The sequence below is a fragment of the Marinobacterium sp. NO-S09 genome (assembly GCF_059179545.1).
Window position 1 is genome coordinate 3,074,980 of record NZ_CP168954.1, and the last position, 17,950, is coordinate 3,092,929.

Consider the following 17,950-nt stretch of genomic DNA (forward strand, 5'->3'; position numbering starts at 1 on the left):
GCTCCAGAACCCTGTTACTGTCTGTCGCAGTAACTGCAAAATCCTTACAGGGTTTGCCCCCTTCACGCACACCTTTTAAGATGCCGCCTTGTTTGAGTATCAGGATTCCGGCATGCCAGCGCAAAGACCGCCAGCTTTCACATTGCGTGACTATCAGCAGGATGCGGTTACCGCCACTTTGAAGCACTTTCGCGCCAGTGATGACCCCGCCGTCATTGTGCTGCCAACCGGCGCCGGCAAAAGCCTGGTCATCGCTGAACTGGCACGGCTGGCACGACGCCGTATTCTGGTGATCACCCACGTCCGCGAACTGGTGGAACAGAACCACGCCAAATACGCGGCACTGGGACTGGAAGCCGGTATATTTTCTGCCGGGCTTGGCCGTAAGGAGTTCGGCCATCAGGTGACCTTTGCCAGCGTACAATCCATTTCACGCAACCTGACACACTTTGCCGATCAATTCTCGCTGCTGATCATCGATGAGTGCCACCGTGTCAGCGAGGATGAAAACAGCCAGTATCAGCAGGTTATTGCGCACCTGCGCGAGCACACCCCCGGACTCAAGGTACTGGGGTTAACGGCAACTCCTTACCGCCTCGGCTACGGCTGGATCTATCGCAGCCATTACCGCGGTTTTGTGCGCAGCGAAGACCCCCGCGTGTTCGACCAGTGCATCTTCGAACTGCCTCTGAGCCATATGATCCGCAACGGCTACCTGACACCACCTGAAGTGGTTGATGCCGCTATCGCCCATTATGATTTTTCTTCGCTCACACCATCTGACAGTGGCCACTACCCGGAGCGTGAGCTGAACAGCCTGCTGGCCAAGCACCCTCGCGTCACCCGCGCCATCTGCGAGCAGATCGAAGAACTGTCGCAAAACCGACAGGGTGTCATGGTGTTCGCAGCTACGGTCGAACATGCCCACGAGATCGGCAGCTACCTGCCCCCCGGGCAAACAGCCGTCATTACTGGCGAGACACCGGGGGATGAGCGTGAGCAGCTGATCAACCGGTTCAAGGCCCGCGAACTCAAGTTTCTGGTGAACGTGGCGGTACTCACCACCGGGTTTGATGCCCCGCACGTGGATCTGATTGCCATTCTGAGGCCCACTGCTTCAGTCAGTCTCTACCAGCAAATTGTCGGGCGCGGCCTGCGTCTGAGCGAAGGCAAGGAGAACTGCCTGGTCATCGACTATGCCGGCAACGGCTTTAACCTGCACCACCCCGAAGTAGGCACACCCAAGCCCTCTGCCGATTCCGAGCCGGTCCAGGTATTCTGCCCCGGCTGTGGTTTTGCCAATATTTTCTGGGGCAAAACCGATGACAACGGCCAGGTGATCGAACACTTCGGCCGCCGCTGTCAGGGCCTGCTGGAAATGGAGGGGGAAAAACCACAGCAGTGTGACTACCGTTTTCGCTTCAAGGAGTGCCCTCACTGCGGCGCGGAGAATGATATTGCCGCACGTTACTGCCAAACCTGTAACGAAGCGATTATTGACCCGGACGACCTGCTTAAGCGAGCACTCCAGCTCAAGGATGCGCGAGTGATCCGTTGTGCCGGCATCAGCGTCAGCGCCTCAGGTGAGTGCCTGACGCTGACGTACCACGAAGAACAGGGTGAAGAGCTGCGAGAGCGCTTCCACCTGGACCGACCCGCCCAGCGCGCCTTGTTCAACAAGCTCTTTGGTCGTCGCTGCGGCAACGGCGAGTCGCCTCGTCAGTTCAAAACCGCGCAGGAAGCCGTGAATGCCGAAGCACTGTTGCCCTCGCCGGACTTTGTTATTGCCCGGCAAGCAGGCAAGAAAGGCCGCCTGGGCGGCTATTGGCAAGTGCGTGAGCGCCTGTTTGATTACCAGGGCGCGTACCGCAAGGCCAATCAGATGTGAGTCAGTTTTTCCTTTGTGTTTTCAGACGCTCACTGAAACTGACAGAAGGCCCCAGCAAAATCGGCAGATAGCGCCAGGCGAAACACCCGAATGCAAACAGCCATAGCAAGCCGGATATTACAATCAGCGGCATCATGGCTGCCGGCACAACTGCTGCCCCAACCCTTACCAGTGCCGCCAGGTGCAAGGTTAGAAACGCCAGCGTCAACAGTGGACCGGCCTTGAGTTCCCGACCGGTATGACCCAAGGACGCGCGTGCTGCCACCGCCATAATCATCCCGCCCATGGCCCCGACCGTCAGCGCATGCACACCGGCACTGGCCAGCCAGAGCCCGGCACTGCTACCCGCCAGCAGTAAAAGACCCACTGCCAGCCAGCCGTAACCGAGGTGGAGTACCAGAAGCAGTGGCTCGGAACGGGTCAGCCAACCCCGCCAGCGAATCAGCCTGGTCAGCTGAGCCAGACCTGCACCAAGCAGCAACAATGCGGTCGGCCATTGCTGTGGCCAATATACCCAGACCACCCCGGCCAGCGGTGTCAAAACGGCCGCAGTGATATCCACTGGGCCAAACATCGTAGGCATGGGGCTTTCATCCCCGGATGTCCGCTTCAACCAGTTGCGGGTAAAGGCCGGCGTGATGCGCCCGCCAATCAGGGTGAGCAATATCAGGACAAGCACCAGTGACAGGTGCAGCACATCCAGTCCCGGCAGCCAGTGCAGATGAAAAGCCAGGCTCAATAGGGCAAACGCCCCGATAATCACCAGAACTTTCAGGTTCCGCAGGTTGTTGGCCAGTATCAGCTCCCGCCCGAACAGGAATGCCAACAGCAGCCAGTAGGCAACGGCTCCCAGAGCATTGACTGCTGGCGGCCAGCCACCTCCCCAAAACGCTACTACCCGAGCCAACAACCAGCATAGCGCCAACAAAACCAGGGGCACCCCGGATACAGGCTTCCGTCCCGTCCAGTTAGCCACGGCAGCCAAAAGAAACCCGCCAATCGCCGCTCCGACAAATCCGAATAGCATTTCATGGCCATGCCACAACAGGGGCTGCAACATCTGCTCAGGAATTGGCAACCAACCAGCCCAGAACCCCAGCCAGGCGCCCAAAGTCAGCAGCGCCTGAAGGCTGACAAGCACGAACATGGGCCGAAATCCGTTGCTGAAAATCCACTCAAAGCGACTCTCAGGCAACCGTTCCAGATTGATCACCATGGCTCGCCCCTATAAGATGTATTTAATATGCATTAATAAATCATCCCAAAGTCGGTGATCAAAATCTATAAAAATTAAAAAAAACAGCTCGATACAGGTTAAAATCTGGATATCGGTCGTCCAATCGATACACTTCACCCTATGAACTTGGTTATAGCCCTTACATGCAGGCCTGAATGAAACGCCTTTCAGCACGTGCGCTCAAACTGATGCTGGTACTCACCGGTTGTAACCTGGTGATTTTGCTGGTGTCCTTTACCAACTTGCTCGGAACTTCAGATAACAGCAACGCATCTGTTATAGAGTCCCGCGCCGTCGGCGTGACCATCATTTTTGTTCTCTTGTTGTTTGTCCTGCTGATGGGCGACCTGCTCAGACGCTTCATCCTGCTGCGTCAACAGTCCGAGTCTGCACGCGAACGCATGCATGACGCCGTCGAAAGCTTGCCTGAAGCCTTTGCGCTCTTTGCGCCGGGGGGCCGCATGCTGCTGTGTAACAGCCGCTGGCGTGAAGTGTACCCCTGGATGGACAACCTTGAAGTTGAGCGCTGGGATGCGTTTCAGGAACAACTGGCACCGCACATTCTTAAGCGAGAGTCGGTCGACAGCAACCGCCCCGGCTCCGAAACCAGCATTGAACACCTGGATAGCGGCCACGCGATCCTGGCCAACAACAGTCAGACCCGCGAAGGTGGCATGGCCTGCGTGCGTACCGATATCACCCACACCCAGCGAATCGAGCAGAAGTTGCGCAGCCTGGGCCGGGCCATGGAACAAAGCCCCGCTTCCGTGATGATCACGGATATCCGCGGCAACATTGAGTATGTAAACCCCAAATTCTGTCAGGTATCCGGTTACAGTCGTGATGAGGCTCTGGGCCAGAAGGCCGATCTGCTGCGCTCCGGCGAGATGCCCGAACAGGTCTATCGAGAGCTTTGGGCCACCCTTGAACGAGGCGAGGAGTGGCATGGCCAACTGTTGAACCGACGCAAGGATGGCTCCCTGTTCTGGGAATCCGCTTCCATTTCTGCTGTTCGGGATGAGCAAGGCTTTTGCCACAGCTATATCGCCGTAAAGGAAGACATCACCCAGCAGAAGGAAACCGAAGAACAGCTGAAGATGATCGAAGCGGTGTTCAACACCAGTAACGAAGCGATCATGGTAGCGGACGGTAATGGCCTGATTAAAACCATCAACCCGGCCTTTACCCGCATCACCGGCTACGAGCTGGACGATGTAAAGGGACAAAATCCCAGCATCCTCAGCTCCGGCCGACACGACGCCCATTTCTATGATGACATGTGGCAGGAGATCATTCGCCAGGGCTCCTGGAGCGGCGAGATCTGGAACCGTCGCAAGAACGGCAGTATATACCCGGAATGGCTATCCGTATCCGTGGTTCGCGACAGCGACGGCGAAATTCTCGAGTATGTTGCCGTTTTCTCAGATATCACCAAACGCAAGAACGACGAAGCTCAGATTGTCCGCCAAGCCTACTATGACGAACTCACTGAGCTGCCTAACCGTACACTGATGTCGGATCGACTCAACCTGGCGATTCTTACGGCCGACCGCGATGAGCAGTTGATCGCACTGTTGTTTATCGACCTTGACCGATTCAAATACGTTAATGACTCTCTGGGCCACGAATATGGTGACGACCTGCTGAAGCAGGTGTCTGCCCGCCTCAACGACTGTGTCCGGGATACCGATACCGTGGCCCGTTTCGGTGGTGATGAGTTCGTAGTGCTGCTGCATAACATCAAGTCCGAAGGCGATGCTGCACACGTTGCACAAAAGTTGATTGACCAGATAAGCACGCCATTCAACCTGTCCGGCCGTGAGATCATCATTGGCGCCAGTATCGGTATTGCCATGCACCCTGGCGATGCCGACACAGCCGAAGAACTGATTCGCAATGCTGACCTGGCCATGTACAAGGCGAAGCAGTCCGGTCGCAACCAGGCCCACTTCTTCACAGCCACCATGCAGGAGCATGCCAACCAGCGCATGACGCTGGAGCAGGATCTTCGCCATGCCCTGAGCCGGGATCAACTGGAAGTGCACTACCAGCCGATCATGGACGGACACAGCCGTCGTACTCAGGGCGTTGAAGCCCTGTTGCGCTGGCGCCACCCCGAGCGCGGCCTGATTCCTCCGGACCAGTTTATCCCGCTGGCCGAAGAGACCGGACTCATCGGAGAAATCGGGCGCTGGGTGCTGCAAACAGCCTGCGCCCAACTGACCGAATGGCGCAGCCAGGGCCATGCCCTTTATCTGTCGGTCAATATTTCCGAACGTCAGCGTGAACTGAGCCTGGATGCCCGGCAGGTTGAGCAGGTGCTACAGCAGCACAACCTGACCCCAGGCGATCTGATGCTGGAAATAACCGAAGGACTGCTATTGCAGGACAGCGAAGAAACCCTGCGCTGGCTGCAGGGCTTCAAAAAGCTGGGCGTGAGCCTGGCCATTGATGACTTCGGTACCGGCTACTCGTCTCTGAGTTATCTCAAGCGCTTCCCGGTGGATACGCTCAAGATCGACCGGGAATTCATTAACGACCTGGATTCTGATCGCTATGCCCAGTCACTGGTCAAGGCGATCATCTCGATGGCGGCCAGCCTGGACCTGCGCCTGGTCGCCGAAGGTGTGGAAACAGAACAGCAGTGCCAGATGTTGCTCGACCAGCAATGTGAATTGATGCAAGGCTTCCTGTTCTGCCGCCCGCTGCCGGCTGAAGCCCTCAGTGACTGGCTGCAGCAGGCGGAACCAGAGACTCCAGCGCTGCCGCCAGTGTCGGACTGAAGGTCAACACACCCTCTTTCGGTTGCACCCCGGCACGGCTCAAGGCCCTCAGGGGCTGGAACTGCAGGTCAGCGACGATGACGCAGGTCCCTCGCGCCTGACACTGGGCAACAAACTGCTCCAGCGCATTGAGCCCGCCGGCGTCCAGCAGGGGAACAGCATCCATATAGAGCACCACACCACGGGCCTCTGCACAGGCATCCGTCAGCTCCTCCAGCACCCTTTCAGCAGCGGCAAAAAACAGCGGCCCGCTCACCTTGAATACCTGCCAGCCTTGCGGCAACGCCTGGGGTACATGCTTGCGCTGCTCACTGATATCCGTGAAACGCGTCATTCCGGCCAAATCCCGCATGAACAGCAGTGACGCCAGCAAGATGCCGGCAAAAATGGCGATCACCATGTCGAATAGCACAGTAAGCAACAGGCAGGTCAGCAGCACCAGCACATCCCCGCGCGGTGCCCGCTTCAACAGATGCACTACTTTCGGAGCTTCACTCATATTCCAGGCCACCATCAGCAGCAGCGCAGCCATACTGGGCATCGGCAGCCAGGCCAGCATGGGCGCCAACACCAACAAGCCGGCCAGCACCACCAAAGCATGCACAGCACTGGCCAAAGGCGAACAGGCGCCCGCCCGATAGTTGGCCGCCGAGCGTGCCAGCGCAGCAGTTGCGGTAAACCCGCCAAAGAAAGGCGCCACCAGGTTACCCACTCCCTGCCCAAGCAGCTCGCCGTTGGCGTGGTGGCGTTTGCCAGTCATGCCATCCAGCACCACCGCACATAACAGGGACTCAATCGCGCCCAGCATGGCAATGGAAAACGCCGCCGGCAGCAGCTCTCTTACCAGCGACCAGGACCAGTCCAGAGGCACACCCTCAGGCCCCGGCTGCTGCCAGGGCCAGGTAAATTCGGGGAAGAAAGGCGGAATACCCTGCCCTTCAGTGCCATCCGGCAGCAGGTAGGAGAAACGGCTGCCGATGGTATCGACCTCCATACCGAAGGGTTGCAGCACCAGCATCAGCCCCACGCCCGCCAGCAGTGCCGGCAAATGACCAGGCATCGGCAGCCTCAAACGCGGCCAGAATACCAGCACGGCAAAGGTCACCGCCGCCACCGCAAATGCCGCGATATCCATGCTCGGCAAGCCCTGTAGCAACGCCCATACACGTGGCAACCAGGTTTCAGGCAGGGTCAGCGACAGTCCGAACAGATCCGGTACCTGCAGCGTCGCAATGACGATGGCAATACCCGAGGTAAACCCCAGTGTGACTGGCTCGGGAATATACTCGATCAGCCGCCCCAGCCGAGCAAAGGCCAATACCAGCAGAATCAGCGATGACATCAGCGTCGCCACCAGCAGCCCCGATAAACCGTACTGCTGAGCCACTGGGTAGAGGATCACCACAAAAGCGGCAGTAGGACCCGATACGCTGTAACGCGAACCGCCGGTCAGTGCAATCAAAAAGCCGGCAATAATGGCGGTGTATAGCCCATATTCAGGCCTTACGCCGCTGGCAATCGCCAGCGCCATGGACAGCGGTATGGCAATCACGCCAACACTCAGGCCGGCCATCACATCACGCCAAAGTTTGCCGCTGTCATAGCCCTCACGCCACACCTCACGCAGGGCACTGGACAACGACAGGGCATGAAGGCGTGTATGGCGTGACATCCGCGAGACCTCGAACATGAAATTGATTCAGTTACATTACATTTTGCTCAAATACTATTCAATGTTAATATGATTAACATACTTTCAAATTGAGCTGTCTGGATTGCTTCATGGAAAAACGTACTGCCCGCCTTACCCTTCTGATCGACCCGCAAAAAAAAGCCGTATTCGAACGCCTATGTAATGAGCAGGATGTGACGCCATCACAGATGGTGCGCAAATTCATCCGCGATTACATCGAAACGGAGCTGGGCCCGGAGTGGCAGGAGCAGGTGTTCGGCCCTGAATACCCCTGAGGTCCAATCTATCTCGTATCTGCCTGCAACAATCGTCTGCAAAGTTAGCGCTTATGTCGGGCGCCGCTATCCGGTATAATTTTTGCCCAAATTTTCGGGAGGTTCGCAATGCGTCTTGAGGAAATCGAAGCCATCATGCTCAATGTCGGACTGGTTGTATTTGCCGGTGCGATCTTCTTCATCATTTACGATCTGGCCAAGAAGTCCAATGCAGGGCGCTTTGGCACCATCATTCTGTTCTTCGCTCTGGGCCTTGGTCTGGCGGCATTTCTGGTCAAAACCATCGTCGTCGAACTGATGGAAGGCGGCGGCATCTAACGCAGCCGCGCCACGCCTTTCCCCCAAGTTCTGCCTGGTTTATAGTGATCCAAGGATTACTCAGGCAGGACTGCAAATGGATACTTCGCTGATCATTTTTCTCGCCATTATTGGCGTCGCCGCTTTCTACTTCATCTCCATCTACAACCATCTGGTTCGACTGAAACACGCCGTGTCCAAGGCCTGGGCCAATATCGATGTGTTGCTGAAACAGCGTCATGACGAGCTGCCAAAGCTGGTTGAAACCTGTAAGCAGCATATGGGTTATGAGCAGAAAACTCTCACCGCCGTCATGGAAGCACGCTCTGCAGTTGCCAGCGCCCGTGAACGCGAGGATGTTGGTGCGCTTGGGCAGGCCGAAACCCAGCTGCGACTCGGTCTGGGCAATCTCTTTGCCGTCGCCGAGGACTACCCAGAGCTGCGTGCCAGCGACAGCTTCATGCACCTGCACAGCCGCATCACAGGCCTTGAGTCCGGCATCGCCGACCGCCGAGAATACTACAACGACTCGGTCAACCACCTGAATGTGCGCATTGAACAGTTCCCGGATGTAGTCGTCGCGCGCAAGTTCGGCTTCAAAGCGGCTGAGCTACTGGAGTTCGACGAGGCCGAAAAGGCCGACGTAAACATGAAAAACCTGTTTGGTTAAGCCATGTTTCTGGATATTAGCCCGCTCGAACCCCTGGAAAAGACCATTTTCCTGTGCATTTTGGGTGTGCTCTGCCTGGGCGCACTCTGGTTTGTCTTCAGCCGCATGCAGCGCTATCGCATCATTGCAGATACGCCCACGGCACGCATCCGCTCGGCGCCCCAGGGGTATGTGGAAATCATCGGCCATGTCATTGCCGGTGAAGATGGCATGCTCAGCGCCCCGCTCTCCGGTAGGCCCTGTGTCTGGTACCAGTACAAGGTGGAAGAGCTGGATGATGTGAACGATAAAAAGCGCTGGCGCACGATTCGCAGCGGCATCTCAGAGCACTGGTTCCAAATCAATGACGGCACCGGAACCTGCCTGATCGACCCCGAAGGCGCGGAAGTCAGCACCAACCACAAACATACCTGGCAAGCCAGCGGCTCCTTTCCCGGCCTCGCATCCGGCCTTGGTTCTGAAGGCATCGCCTCGGTGATGACCTCAGTACTGGGAGGCGAACGCTACCGCTATACCGAACGCCTCATCTTTGAACACGAGCCCATTTATGCACTGGGTCGCTTCAACACGGTGGGCGGTGGCCGCGATCAGCTTGACCAGGCCAGTACGGCACGGGATCTGCTGCGCAGCTGGAAGCAGGACCCCGAAGGCCTTAAGGCACGCTTTGATGCCGACGGGGACGGCAACATCAGCATGGATGAATGGAAGGAAGCGCAAAAAGCGGCACGGCGGGAAGCGCGTGAGCAACAGGCCGACTTGCATGCCCTGCCCGACATGAATGTGTTGAACGATCCAGAAGACGGCAAACACCCGTACCTCTTATCAACACTGGATGAAGAACAACTGATAAAACGTTATCGCTGGATATCATTGGGATGTTTTGCGGGCAGCCTTACTACTTTCTGGCTGTTTTTGGAGGTTTTGCTGGCAAACTGAGCAAAAAGTGCTCAAGCTGCACTACAGGACGCCGACATTCATCCTATATTCATCTTATACGTGCGTTGTTCGAGGTCGATATAATGAGATGCCCAGAGCATTATCTGCAACACCCCGACCGGATCAAACTTGAACTGCTCCCGATCATACCCGCTCCGCAATGGAGTGACGCCTCACTGCCCCTGGGACTGTCACTCCTGAGTTTTCGTCTTTACACGCCCGGCAAGTGGCTCAGGATTACCGCACCCGGCGTCGATCCTGATCTGGGCATTAATGCCCTGGTTGTTGAATGCCTGCCTGTACCTGGCCAAGAAAGCCAGTATCGCCTTAAGCTGGCATTCCCTGACCAGGAACAGCTGTTCCGGGCCCGCATGCTGGAGCAACTTTGCCAGATCTGTATATCGCAGGAAGACGCCCCTGACGATGACGCCGAAAAGCTGGCACTGGAATGGATCGAGTCAGAGGCGGCACATTTTCCATCGGATGGCTTATAATCCCTCTTTTACGCGCCAGTAATGAGAGGAATCTATGCAACAGAAGGTTGTTACCGCAGGAGCCATCGAGATCAGCAACGAAAAGCCCATGGTGCTTTTCGGCGGCATGAACGTGCTGGAATCGCGGGATCTGGCGCTGCGCATTGCCGAACACTATGTCGAGGTCACCCAGAAGCTCGACATCCCTTACGTCTTCAAGGCCTCTTTCGATAAGGCGAACCGTTCCTCTCTCACCTCCTTCCGTGGTCCGGGTCTGGATGAAGGCCTCAAGATTCTTGAAGAGGTCAAGAAGACCTTCAATGTGCCCCTGATCACCGATGTGCATGAGCCCTACCAGGCCGCACCGGCTGCCGAAGTCTGCGATATCATCCAGTTGCCGGCCTTCCTGTCTCGCCAGACCGATCTGGTCAGTGCCATGGCCGCAACCGGTGCCGTGATCAATATCAAAAAGGCCCAGTTCCTGGCGCCCCAGGAAATGAAGCACATTCTGCACAAGTGCGAAGAAGCCGGTAACGACCGCCTCATTCTGTGTGAGCGCGGCAGCAGCTTTGGCTACAACAACCTGGTGGTTGATATGCTGGGCTTCAGCGTCATGAAAGAGTTTGGCTATCCGGTCATGTTTGATGCCACCCATGCACTGCAGATGCCGGGCGGTCGTGCCGACTCTGCTGATGGCCGCCGCGCACTGGTTGCGCAGCTGTCACGTGCAGGTCTGTCTCAGGGTATCGCCGGTCTCTTCCTTGAGTCTCACCCGAACCCCAATGAAGCCAAGTGTGACGGCCCCTGTGCACTGCCGCTGGACAAACTGGAACCCTATCTGCAGCAGATGAAAGCAGTCGACGAACTGGTTAAATCCTTCCCGCCTCTGGATACCAGCGCCTGATACCCGGCGGACACGGGGCTGACATTGGCCCCCTGTCCTGTTGTACTCTTGCTGTTGTTCTAAGGAAGGCTACAGCCGATGGCAAATACCCATGAAAAAGTGTTCAACGCGCTCAAGGAAGAGCTGGTCGTAGGACCTGATCACCACCGTTTTCAACTCACACGCAAGCAGCGTGATCATTTTGCAGGGCAAATCTGGGAAGCCGAGGATATCTCAACGGCAGCCCGGACTCAGGTCAGCCTGCTGTTTCTCTGGCCGGTTCTGGCTGCGCAGGCCAATGTCACCAAGAAAGTCCACCGCCTGGCCCAGCAGAACCGCTCTCTGACACACCCTCATATCCTGCGCACCTATGGCTATTTCAGTTGGCGCGGACTTGAGTTCCTGTCGCTGGAGCACCTGAACGGGCAAACTCTGTCCGACCTGTTGCAGAAAAAACAGGCAGCAAAACTGTCCGCAAAACAGAAGCAGGGGCTGCTGACCCAACTGACCAAGGCACTGGAGCGCTCACCCTCCCCCCATGACCTGCTGGCACCGGACTGCGTGTTTCTGAACACCGGCGGCGGCGTCAAACTCTTTGGTTTTGGCTGGCGCCCCGTCATTGCTCCACTGGCAGACAGCCTGCCGACAAAGCCGCACTACCATCGCTACCAGGCGCCTGAAGCCTTTCATGCTCACACACCAGCGCCGCAGAATGATGTCTACGCTCTGGCGGTCATGGCCTGGGAGCTCTACTCCGGTAAAACAGCGTTTCAAGACAAGGACGGCGAAAACACCCGTTACCAGCGTGAGTTCAAGCAACCCTCCGGGCTCGACAAGTCCCAGTCGCAGACACTTAACCAGGCACTTTTACCTGAAGCAGAACAACGCCCCGAGAGCGCCCTGACCCTTATAAAGGCCTTGTTTGCTGAGCCGGAAAAGGCTGAAGAGCCTGAACTGGATGCACAGGCCCTTGAAGCCGAAGAGGGTGAAAACAAACCGACTGAAGAAACAGATAGCGCACCCGAGCCTGAAGCTGTCGAAAGCACTACTGAACCTGAATTGACAGATACCAGCGATACAGACAATGCACCTGCCGCAGACGCTCCAGCCGAGGGTGTTGATGCGGAGCACGCGGAACCGCGTAAAAGGCCGAGTTTTGCCTTTCTGAAACCAGGGCCGGCAGCCCGGCGTTGGCTGGGGCTGGGCGCCGCCTACCTGTTCGGCATACTGACCGGCAGCTGGCTGGCCCTGATGTTCTTCGGCGGACAGCTGGATAACGTAGGCTCTCAAGCCGTTGCCATGATGAAGGACAACCGTGAGCTCAGAGCCGCGTTTGAATCCTCCGAACAGGAACGCCAACGCCTGCAGCAGGCATTGGCCGCCGCACAGGCCGAGTCCGCCGAGGCTGCCGCAGCCCCGGTAGAAAATGAAGACATCTTGCCTGCCGATGAAGTACGCGAATCCGGCCAGCCAACACCTCACCTGACCCTGTTTCAGGATGAACTCATGGACGGCAGTCGCGGCCCGCAGATGGTCGTGATTCCGGGAGGCCAATTCCGCATGGGCGACCTGCACGGCCAGGGCGATGACAATGAGTACCCGGTGCATGATGTTCAGATTCCGGTCAGCTTTGCACTGGCACGCTATGAAGTCACCTTTGAAGATTATGATCGCTTTGCCCAAGCGACCGGGCGTGATCTGCCTGAGGATGAAGACTGGGGACGAGGCAAGCGCCCGGTTGTCAATGTGAGCTGGCAGGATGCCGCAGCCTACGCACGCTGGCTGGCCGAACAGACCGGACAGCCCTATCGCCTGCCGACAGAAGCTGAATGGGAATACAGTGCCCGCGCAGGCACCCAAAGCGTCTACTGGTGGGGCGATGAGATGCTGGATGGCTATGCCGTCTGTGATGGTTGTGACACCCAGTGGGGTGGCAAACAAACCGCTCCCGTCGGCAGCGCAAAAGCGAACCCCTGGGGGTTGCATGATATGAGCGGCAACGTGGATGAGTGGGTATTGGACTGCTATCAGCCTGACTACAGCAACGCTCCGAGCGACGGCAACGCGGCCCAGATCACCGGCTGCAACCAGCGTGTGATGCGCGGTGGTTCCTGGTTCGATATTCCGCGCCTGACCCGCCCCGCCAGCCGCTACCGCCACCCGGCCAATACCTCCCGCAACAGCTGGGGTTTCCGGGTGGCACTGGATTTGAATGAAGCGAACAGTCAATAAACCGGAGCCCCCAATGACACCGAACCGACTTTTGCAGGCCATGGCACTGACCCTCTGCCTCCAGCCCCTGGCCGGACTCAGTGCAGCACCATTGCAACTGACCGAGGAAAGCCGTGAAAGCCTAAGCCTGACGCTGTATCAGCGTAACCTGGCACTGGTAGAAGAAACACGCACCACACCGGCTTTGCCCAGCGCCAGCCCGATCACCTTGACCGGTGTAAGCTCGCAAATGCTGCCGGAAACCCTGCAGGTCATCGGTGCCGGTACCATTCTTGAGCAGAACCTGGAAAGCAATACTCTGGACCTGAACCGCCTGCTGCAACAACAGATCGGCCAGGAGATCCGTCTGATGCGCTTTAACTCGGCGACCGGTGATGAACAGGCACGTAGCGTTCGACTGCTGCGCGCACAAGGCAATATGTTGATGGTGGAGAATGGCGAAGGCCGTATCGAAACTCTTACTCTTCACGACGGCCAGTGGCGCCTGTTGCTCGACAGCCCCGGGCAGTTCCAGCTCAAACCCAGCCTCTCTTTCCAGACCCAGGGCACTGATAAGCCTGGCCAGGCACAGCTGCGCTACCTGACCCGCGGCATCAGTTGGAGTATGGATTATGTGCTGAACCTGGAAGCCGACAGCCAGCACCTGAACCTGCAGGGCCTGGCCACGTTGAGCAACGACAGTGATATTGACTGGCCCGATGCCCGCATCAAACTGCTGGCCGGTGAGGTTAACGAGCCGCAACAGGCGTTCCGCATGGAAAGCAAGGCACTGGCTATGTCACCACGTGCGGACTCATCTGGCGGCGCAAGCCCCTCAAGCGTGCAGGACTACCACCTGTATAGTCTCGAACGCAGCCTGAGCCTGCAGGCCCAGCAGCAAAAACAGATCCCGCTGATCAGCCAGCAACAGCTACCCACGCAGATCGAATATCATCAGCAGATCCAGGTCGCGACCCATCAGCAACAGCCGGTAGAGGGCCTTAAACCGGACATCAAGCTGAGCTTCGAAGCACCCGCAGTTACTCAAGGGCGTACACCTCTACCAGCCGGCCAGGTACGTGTTTTCCGCCCGGATGAACAGGGGCAGCAGCAGTTTATTGGCGGCAGCCACATGCCCGCCACCGCACCAGGCGACCGCGCCGAAATCACCTTGGGTAAGGCCTTTGATCTGGAATCAGAATATCGCCAGACCAGCTTCACCAAGCTGTTTGACGGCTATGAGACGAGCTACACCCTCACGCTGAGCAACCGCTCTGAAGAGAGCAAACCCTTTGTAGTGACGGCACTGATGCCACGCCCGTTTGAACTGATCAAGGCAGATGCGGCGCCGGCAGAAACAGACGCCAGCAACCTGAAATGGACACTGAACCTGAAAGCCGGTGAAACCCGCGAACTGAGCTTCAGCGTCAAACTGCTTAGAATTTAAGCACCACTTCCTGCGAGTGGATGCTGACGCTTGCGCCAGCATTCCGCTCGCGCGGGGTCGATAGCGGCCCCTAGCACCCCCTCTTCATAGACCTCGACCATACGCCGCACAGCCAGCGGATGACGCTGCTCTCCCGCCATGCGGTAATAGGCCAGAGCCTTGGCCGGGTCGGGCCGAAAATAATGCTCAAACCCCTGCTCGTAGATACGCCCCATCTGGTACTGCGCCTTGGCATCACCCATATAAGCAGCACGTTCCAGATAAATACCACCCTGCACCCGGCTCGCCACATCCTCGCCCCGAAAATGCAGCAGATGCCCATAGGTCGACAGCGCCGCCCGACTGCCACTTTCAGCAGCGATACGGTAAAGCTTCATGGCAACTCGGTGCCGTCGTTTGGACCCCTTGAGCACCGGCAGATGAAACAGTCGTGCTGCCAACCAGTGAACCAAAGGCGCCATCGAGCGTCTTAACACACGCATCCTTATATCCTTGTGCACTTAAAGCAATTATTTTTATAACGATATGATAAAAATATCTGACATTCAGCCACATAGACCGTTACACTGAACTATACCTGTTGTCAGCCGACAGGCAGAAGCCTGTTTTGACACTAGACCGTTTCCGGATACGCCTGAAGCGTCACAACTGGTTTTTCAGGCGCAGCCAACCTAATCGAGCAGCAAGGGAGTTGATTCGCGAATGAACATCTACGAAGACAATGCATTGACGATCGGGAATACCCCACTGGTACGCCTCAAGCATCTGTGGCCGCAGGGCAACCTGCTGGCCAAGATTGAGTCGCGTAACCCGGCCGGCTCCGTCAAGTGCCGTATCGGCGCCAACATGATCTGGGCCGCCGAGCAGGAAGGCCGCCTCAAGCCCGGTATGACCCTGATTGAGCCGACCAGTGGCAATACCGGTATCGCGCTTGCCTTTGTTGCTGCCGCCAAGGGCTACAAGCTGGTGCTCACCATGCCCTCCTCCATGTCACTTGAGCGTCGCAAGCTGATGAAGGCGCTGGGCGCTGAAATCGAGTTGACAGAACCGGCCAAGGGCATGAAAGGCGCCATTGAAAAGGCACAGCAGCTGGTCGACGAAAATCCCGAGCAGTACCTGATGCTGCAGCAGTTCGAGAACCCGGCCAACCCGGCTATCCATGAGCAGACCACAGGCCCGGAAATCTGGCGTGATACCGATGGCCAGGTGGACATCTTCGTGGCAGGCGTGGGCACCGGCGGCACTCTGACAGGCGTATCCCGCTACATCAAGAATACCCAGGGCAAGGCGATCCGCAGTGTCGCGGTAGAACCGCTGGATTCTCCGGTGATCAGCCAGACACTGGCGGGTGATGAAGTTAAGCCTTCACCGCACAAGATTCAGGGTATCGGTGCCGGTTTCGTGCCCAAGAACCTGGATCTGGACCTGGTCGATCATGTGGAGCAGGTCAGCAACGAAGATGCCATGGCGACCGCCCGTGACCTGATGCAGAAGGAAGGTATTCTGTGCGGCATCTCCTGTGGCGCGGCCCTGACAGCGGCTCTGCGTGAAGCAGCCAAGCCGGAAAACGAAGACAAGCAGGTTGTGGTGATTCTGCCGGATTCTGGTGAGCGTTACCTCAGCTCTGCCCTGTTTGAAGGCATGTTCACTGATAACGAGAACGTACAGTAACCTTGTAGTAACAATACAACTTGTACAGCATGTAACCAAAAACAGCCGCATTAGCGGCTGTTTTCGTATGTGGTTGCAGCGATAATCCGATACAGGATTATCTCAGCAGCGGGTTCAGCTCATCAGGTCACGAACCTGCTGATGGCTGGGGAAGCTGCTCAAATCACGCACGCTGACGGTATCACCGCTGGTGCGTGTCAGGATGTAGGAGCTGGGCTTGCGCGCGCTGCCTTGATATACACCGCTGACTTCAAAGTTTTCACCATCAACACCCAGAATCGCAATGGTACGTTCTTGAGTGTTTGCATTCATGTCTACGCTTTTCATCTTTTCTCTGCCCCGATGCTTATTATGTAGTTTTATTACATAAAGCATAGCCTATTTTTCAAATTTAACAAGCAGATGACGGTTTTAAGGTCTTTCAATGACAACCTGCTAGGACCGTTTTATCGCGCCCAAACACGTTTCTGCCTTCTGGTATCCGAGGCTGATCATCTCGGCAGCACGGTTGAATTCAAGCATCTGACAGGCATTACGGGGCACTTCAATAATCTCGTCTGGCGGGTAGGCAGCCAACTTCTGGCGGGCGATGCTGCTCTGCATGCTATCGAATGCCTGGATCGCTACGCCATAGGCGCCCCAATCCCGTGGACGCGCTTCCGTCTTGTTTTGCTGTAGCCGCTGGATGAAACGGCCTATACGATCATGTATTAAAGGAGCGTCTTCCGTGTCGGTCTCGTCAGGATCTGCCACTGGGGCCGTCTGCTCAACCATCTGTCCGTTAAGGTTTACCGCTACAGTAATGTCGGTGTCATCATGAAAGGTGGGCGCAATGGGTACCGGGTTCAGTACACCGCCATCCACCAGCGTGAGGCCACGGTAGCGGAACGGGGTAAACAGCAGCGGAATGGCTATGGATGCCCGAATGGCATCAAACAGATTGCCACTGTTGATCCAGACCTCTTTCTGCCGTTCCAGATCGGTGGCCACCGCAGTAAAGGGCAGTTCCAGATCTTCGATGAGCACATTACCGACCAGGTTGGTCAGGGTGTCGATCAATCGATCCCCGCGTACCAGGCCACCCCTGTCCCAGGTCAGGTCCAGCAGCGCCATTATATCCATGCGGGTAATCGAGCGTACCCAGTGTTCATATTCGCTTAACTTGCCAGCCGCGTAGATGCCGCCAATCAGCGCCCCCATGGAGCAACCGGCAATAGAACGGATCTGATATCCATGCTCTTCAAGCCAGCGAATAACGCCGATATGAGCCAATCCGCGTGCACCACCACTGCCCAGCACCAGCGAGACGGTTGTACCGCTTCCGTGTTCCGTCATAGCCCCCACTCCTCTACAACCGGAAATCCGTATCCACATCGACACCCCCGGTGCCAATGTTCCTGTTTAAACCATAGACCCATATCCTGCCCACGGCAGGCCCGTAAATAAAAAGGTAAGTAAAATCAGAAAGGTAGAGCCGGAGTGACAA

16 protein-coding genes are annotated in these 17,950 nt (G+C 56.9%); 11 read left to right on the plus strand and 5 right to left on the minus strand.

What is annotated here, in order from left to right; genetic code table 11:
• Positions 1-112: 112 nt before the first annotated feature.
• Positions 113-1,888, plus strand: coding sequence for a DNA repair helicase RadD (radD, locus tag O3C79_RS14200; protein WP_494383634.1), 1,776 nt, complete (start codon positions 113-115; stop codon positions 1,886-1,888).
• Position 1,889: 1 nt separating this feature from the next.
• On the opposite strand, the gene O3C79_RS14205 is transcribed toward radD, so the two are convergent.
• Entirely contained in the window at positions 1,890-3,104 is a 1,215-nt protein-coding gene (locus O3C79_RS14205) for an NnrS family protein (RefSeq protein WP_494383635.1), read from the minus strand.
• Positions 3,105-3,280: 176 nt separating this feature from the next.
• On the opposite strand from O3C79_RS14205, the gene O3C79_RS14210 reads away from it, so the two are divergent.
• The gene (locus O3C79_RS14210; protein WP_494383636.1) at positions 3,281-5,908 is read left to right on the plus strand and encodes an EAL domain-containing protein; all 2,628 of its coding nucleotides are present in this window, start codon (positions 3,281-3,283) and stop codon (positions 5,906-5,908) included.
• On the opposite strand, the gene dauA is transcribed toward O3C79_RS14210, so the two are convergent.
• Positions 5,847-7,580 (minus strand): C4-dicarboxylic acid transporter DauA, encoded by a 1,734-nt coding sequence (dauA, locus tag O3C79_RS14215; protein ID WP_494383637.1) that lies wholly within the window; start codon positions 7,578-7,580, stop codon positions 5,847-5,849. The two genes, O3C79_RS14210 and dauA, sit on opposite strands and share 62 nt — an antisense overlap.
• 110 nt (positions 7,581-7,690) lie before the next feature.
• On the opposite strand from dauA, the gene O3C79_RS14220 reads away from it, so the two are divergent.
• The 8 genes from O3C79_RS14220 (at position 7,691) to O3C79_RS14255 (ending at position 14,793) form a co-directional block, all read left to right on the plus strand.
• Positions 7,691-7,876: a CopG family transcriptional regulator gene (locus tag O3C79_RS14220; protein WP_494383638.1), complete on the plus strand. Its 186-nt coding sequence runs from the start codon at positions 7,691-7,693 to the stop codon at positions 7,874-7,876.
• Positions 7,877-7,984: 108 nt separating this feature from the next.
• Entirely contained in the window at positions 7,985-8,194 is a 210-nt protein-coding gene (locus tag O3C79_RS14225; RefSeq protein WP_010322228.1) for a DUF2788 domain-containing protein, read from the plus strand.
• A 76-nt stretch (positions 8,195-8,270) separates the two neighbouring features.
• Positions 8,271-8,843 carry a LemA family protein gene (locus tag O3C79_RS14230; protein ID WP_494383639.1) on the plus strand — a complete coding sequence of 191 codons (573 nt, stop codon included), beginning with the start codon at positions 8,271-8,273 and terminating at the stop codon, positions 8,841-8,843.
• Between the two features lie 3 nt (positions 8,844-8,846).
• Positions 8,847-9,779: a GIDE domain-containing protein gene (locus O3C79_RS14235; RefSeq protein WP_494383640.1), complete on the plus strand. Its 933-nt coding sequence runs from the start codon at positions 8,847-8,849 to the stop codon at positions 9,777-9,779.
• 83 nt (positions 9,780-9,862) lie between these two features.
• Positions 9,863-10,273 (plus strand): hypothetical protein, encoded by a 411-nt coding sequence (locus tag O3C79_RS14240; RefSeq protein ID WP_494383641.1) that lies wholly within the window; start codon positions 9,863-9,865, stop codon positions 10,271-10,273.
• A 34-nt stretch (positions 10,274-10,307) separates the two neighbouring features.
• A complete protein-coding gene (gene kdsA, locus O3C79_RS14245; protein ID WP_494383642.1) occupies positions 10,308-11,156 on the plus strand; it encodes a 3-deoxy-8-phosphooctulonate synthase in 849 nt (282 codons plus the stop codon).
• 78 nt (positions 11,157-11,234) lie between these two features.
• A complete protein-coding gene (locus tag O3C79_RS14250) occupies positions 11,235-13,367 on the plus strand; it encodes an SUMF1/EgtB/PvdO family nonheme iron enzyme (RefSeq protein ID WP_494383643.1) in 2,133 nt (710 codons plus the stop codon).
• A gap of 13 nt (positions 13,368-13,380) precedes the next feature.
• Complete coding sequence (locus O3C79_RS14255; protein ID WP_494383644.1) at positions 13,381-14,793, plus strand: DUF4139 domain-containing protein; 1,413 nt, start codon at positions 13,381-13,383, stop codon at positions 14,791-14,793.
• On the opposite strand, the gene O3C79_RS14260 is transcribed toward O3C79_RS14255, so the two are convergent.
• The gene (locus tag O3C79_RS14260) at positions 14,790-15,275 is read right to left on the minus strand and encodes a tetratricopeptide repeat protein (RefSeq protein WP_494383645.1); all 486 of its coding nucleotides are present in this window, start codon (positions 15,273-15,275) and stop codon (positions 14,790-14,792) included. The genes O3C79_RS14255 and O3C79_RS14260 overlap by 4 nt on opposite strands.
• Before the next feature lie 220 nt (positions 15,276-15,495).
• Between O3C79_RS14260 and cysK the strand changes: the two genes are divergently transcribed.
• Positions 15,496-16,464, plus strand: a complete 969-nt coding sequence (gene cysK, locus O3C79_RS14265; RefSeq protein WP_494383646.1) for a cysteine synthase A — start codon at positions 15,496-15,498, stop codon at positions 16,462-16,464.
• A gap of 114 nt (positions 16,465-16,578) precedes the next feature.
• On the opposite strand, the gene O3C79_RS14270 is transcribed toward cysK, so the two are convergent.
• Positions 16,579-16,791, minus strand: a complete 213-nt coding sequence (locus O3C79_RS14270; RefSeq protein ID WP_494383647.1) for a hypothetical protein — start codon at positions 16,789-16,791, stop codon at positions 16,579-16,581.
• Between the two features lie 108 nt (positions 16,792-16,899).
• Complete coding sequence (locus tag O3C79_RS14275) at positions 16,900-17,799, minus strand: patatin-like phospholipase family protein (RefSeq protein WP_494383648.1); 900 nt, start codon at positions 17,797-17,799, stop codon at positions 16,900-16,902.
• Positions 17,800-17,950 lie beyond the last annotated feature (151 nt).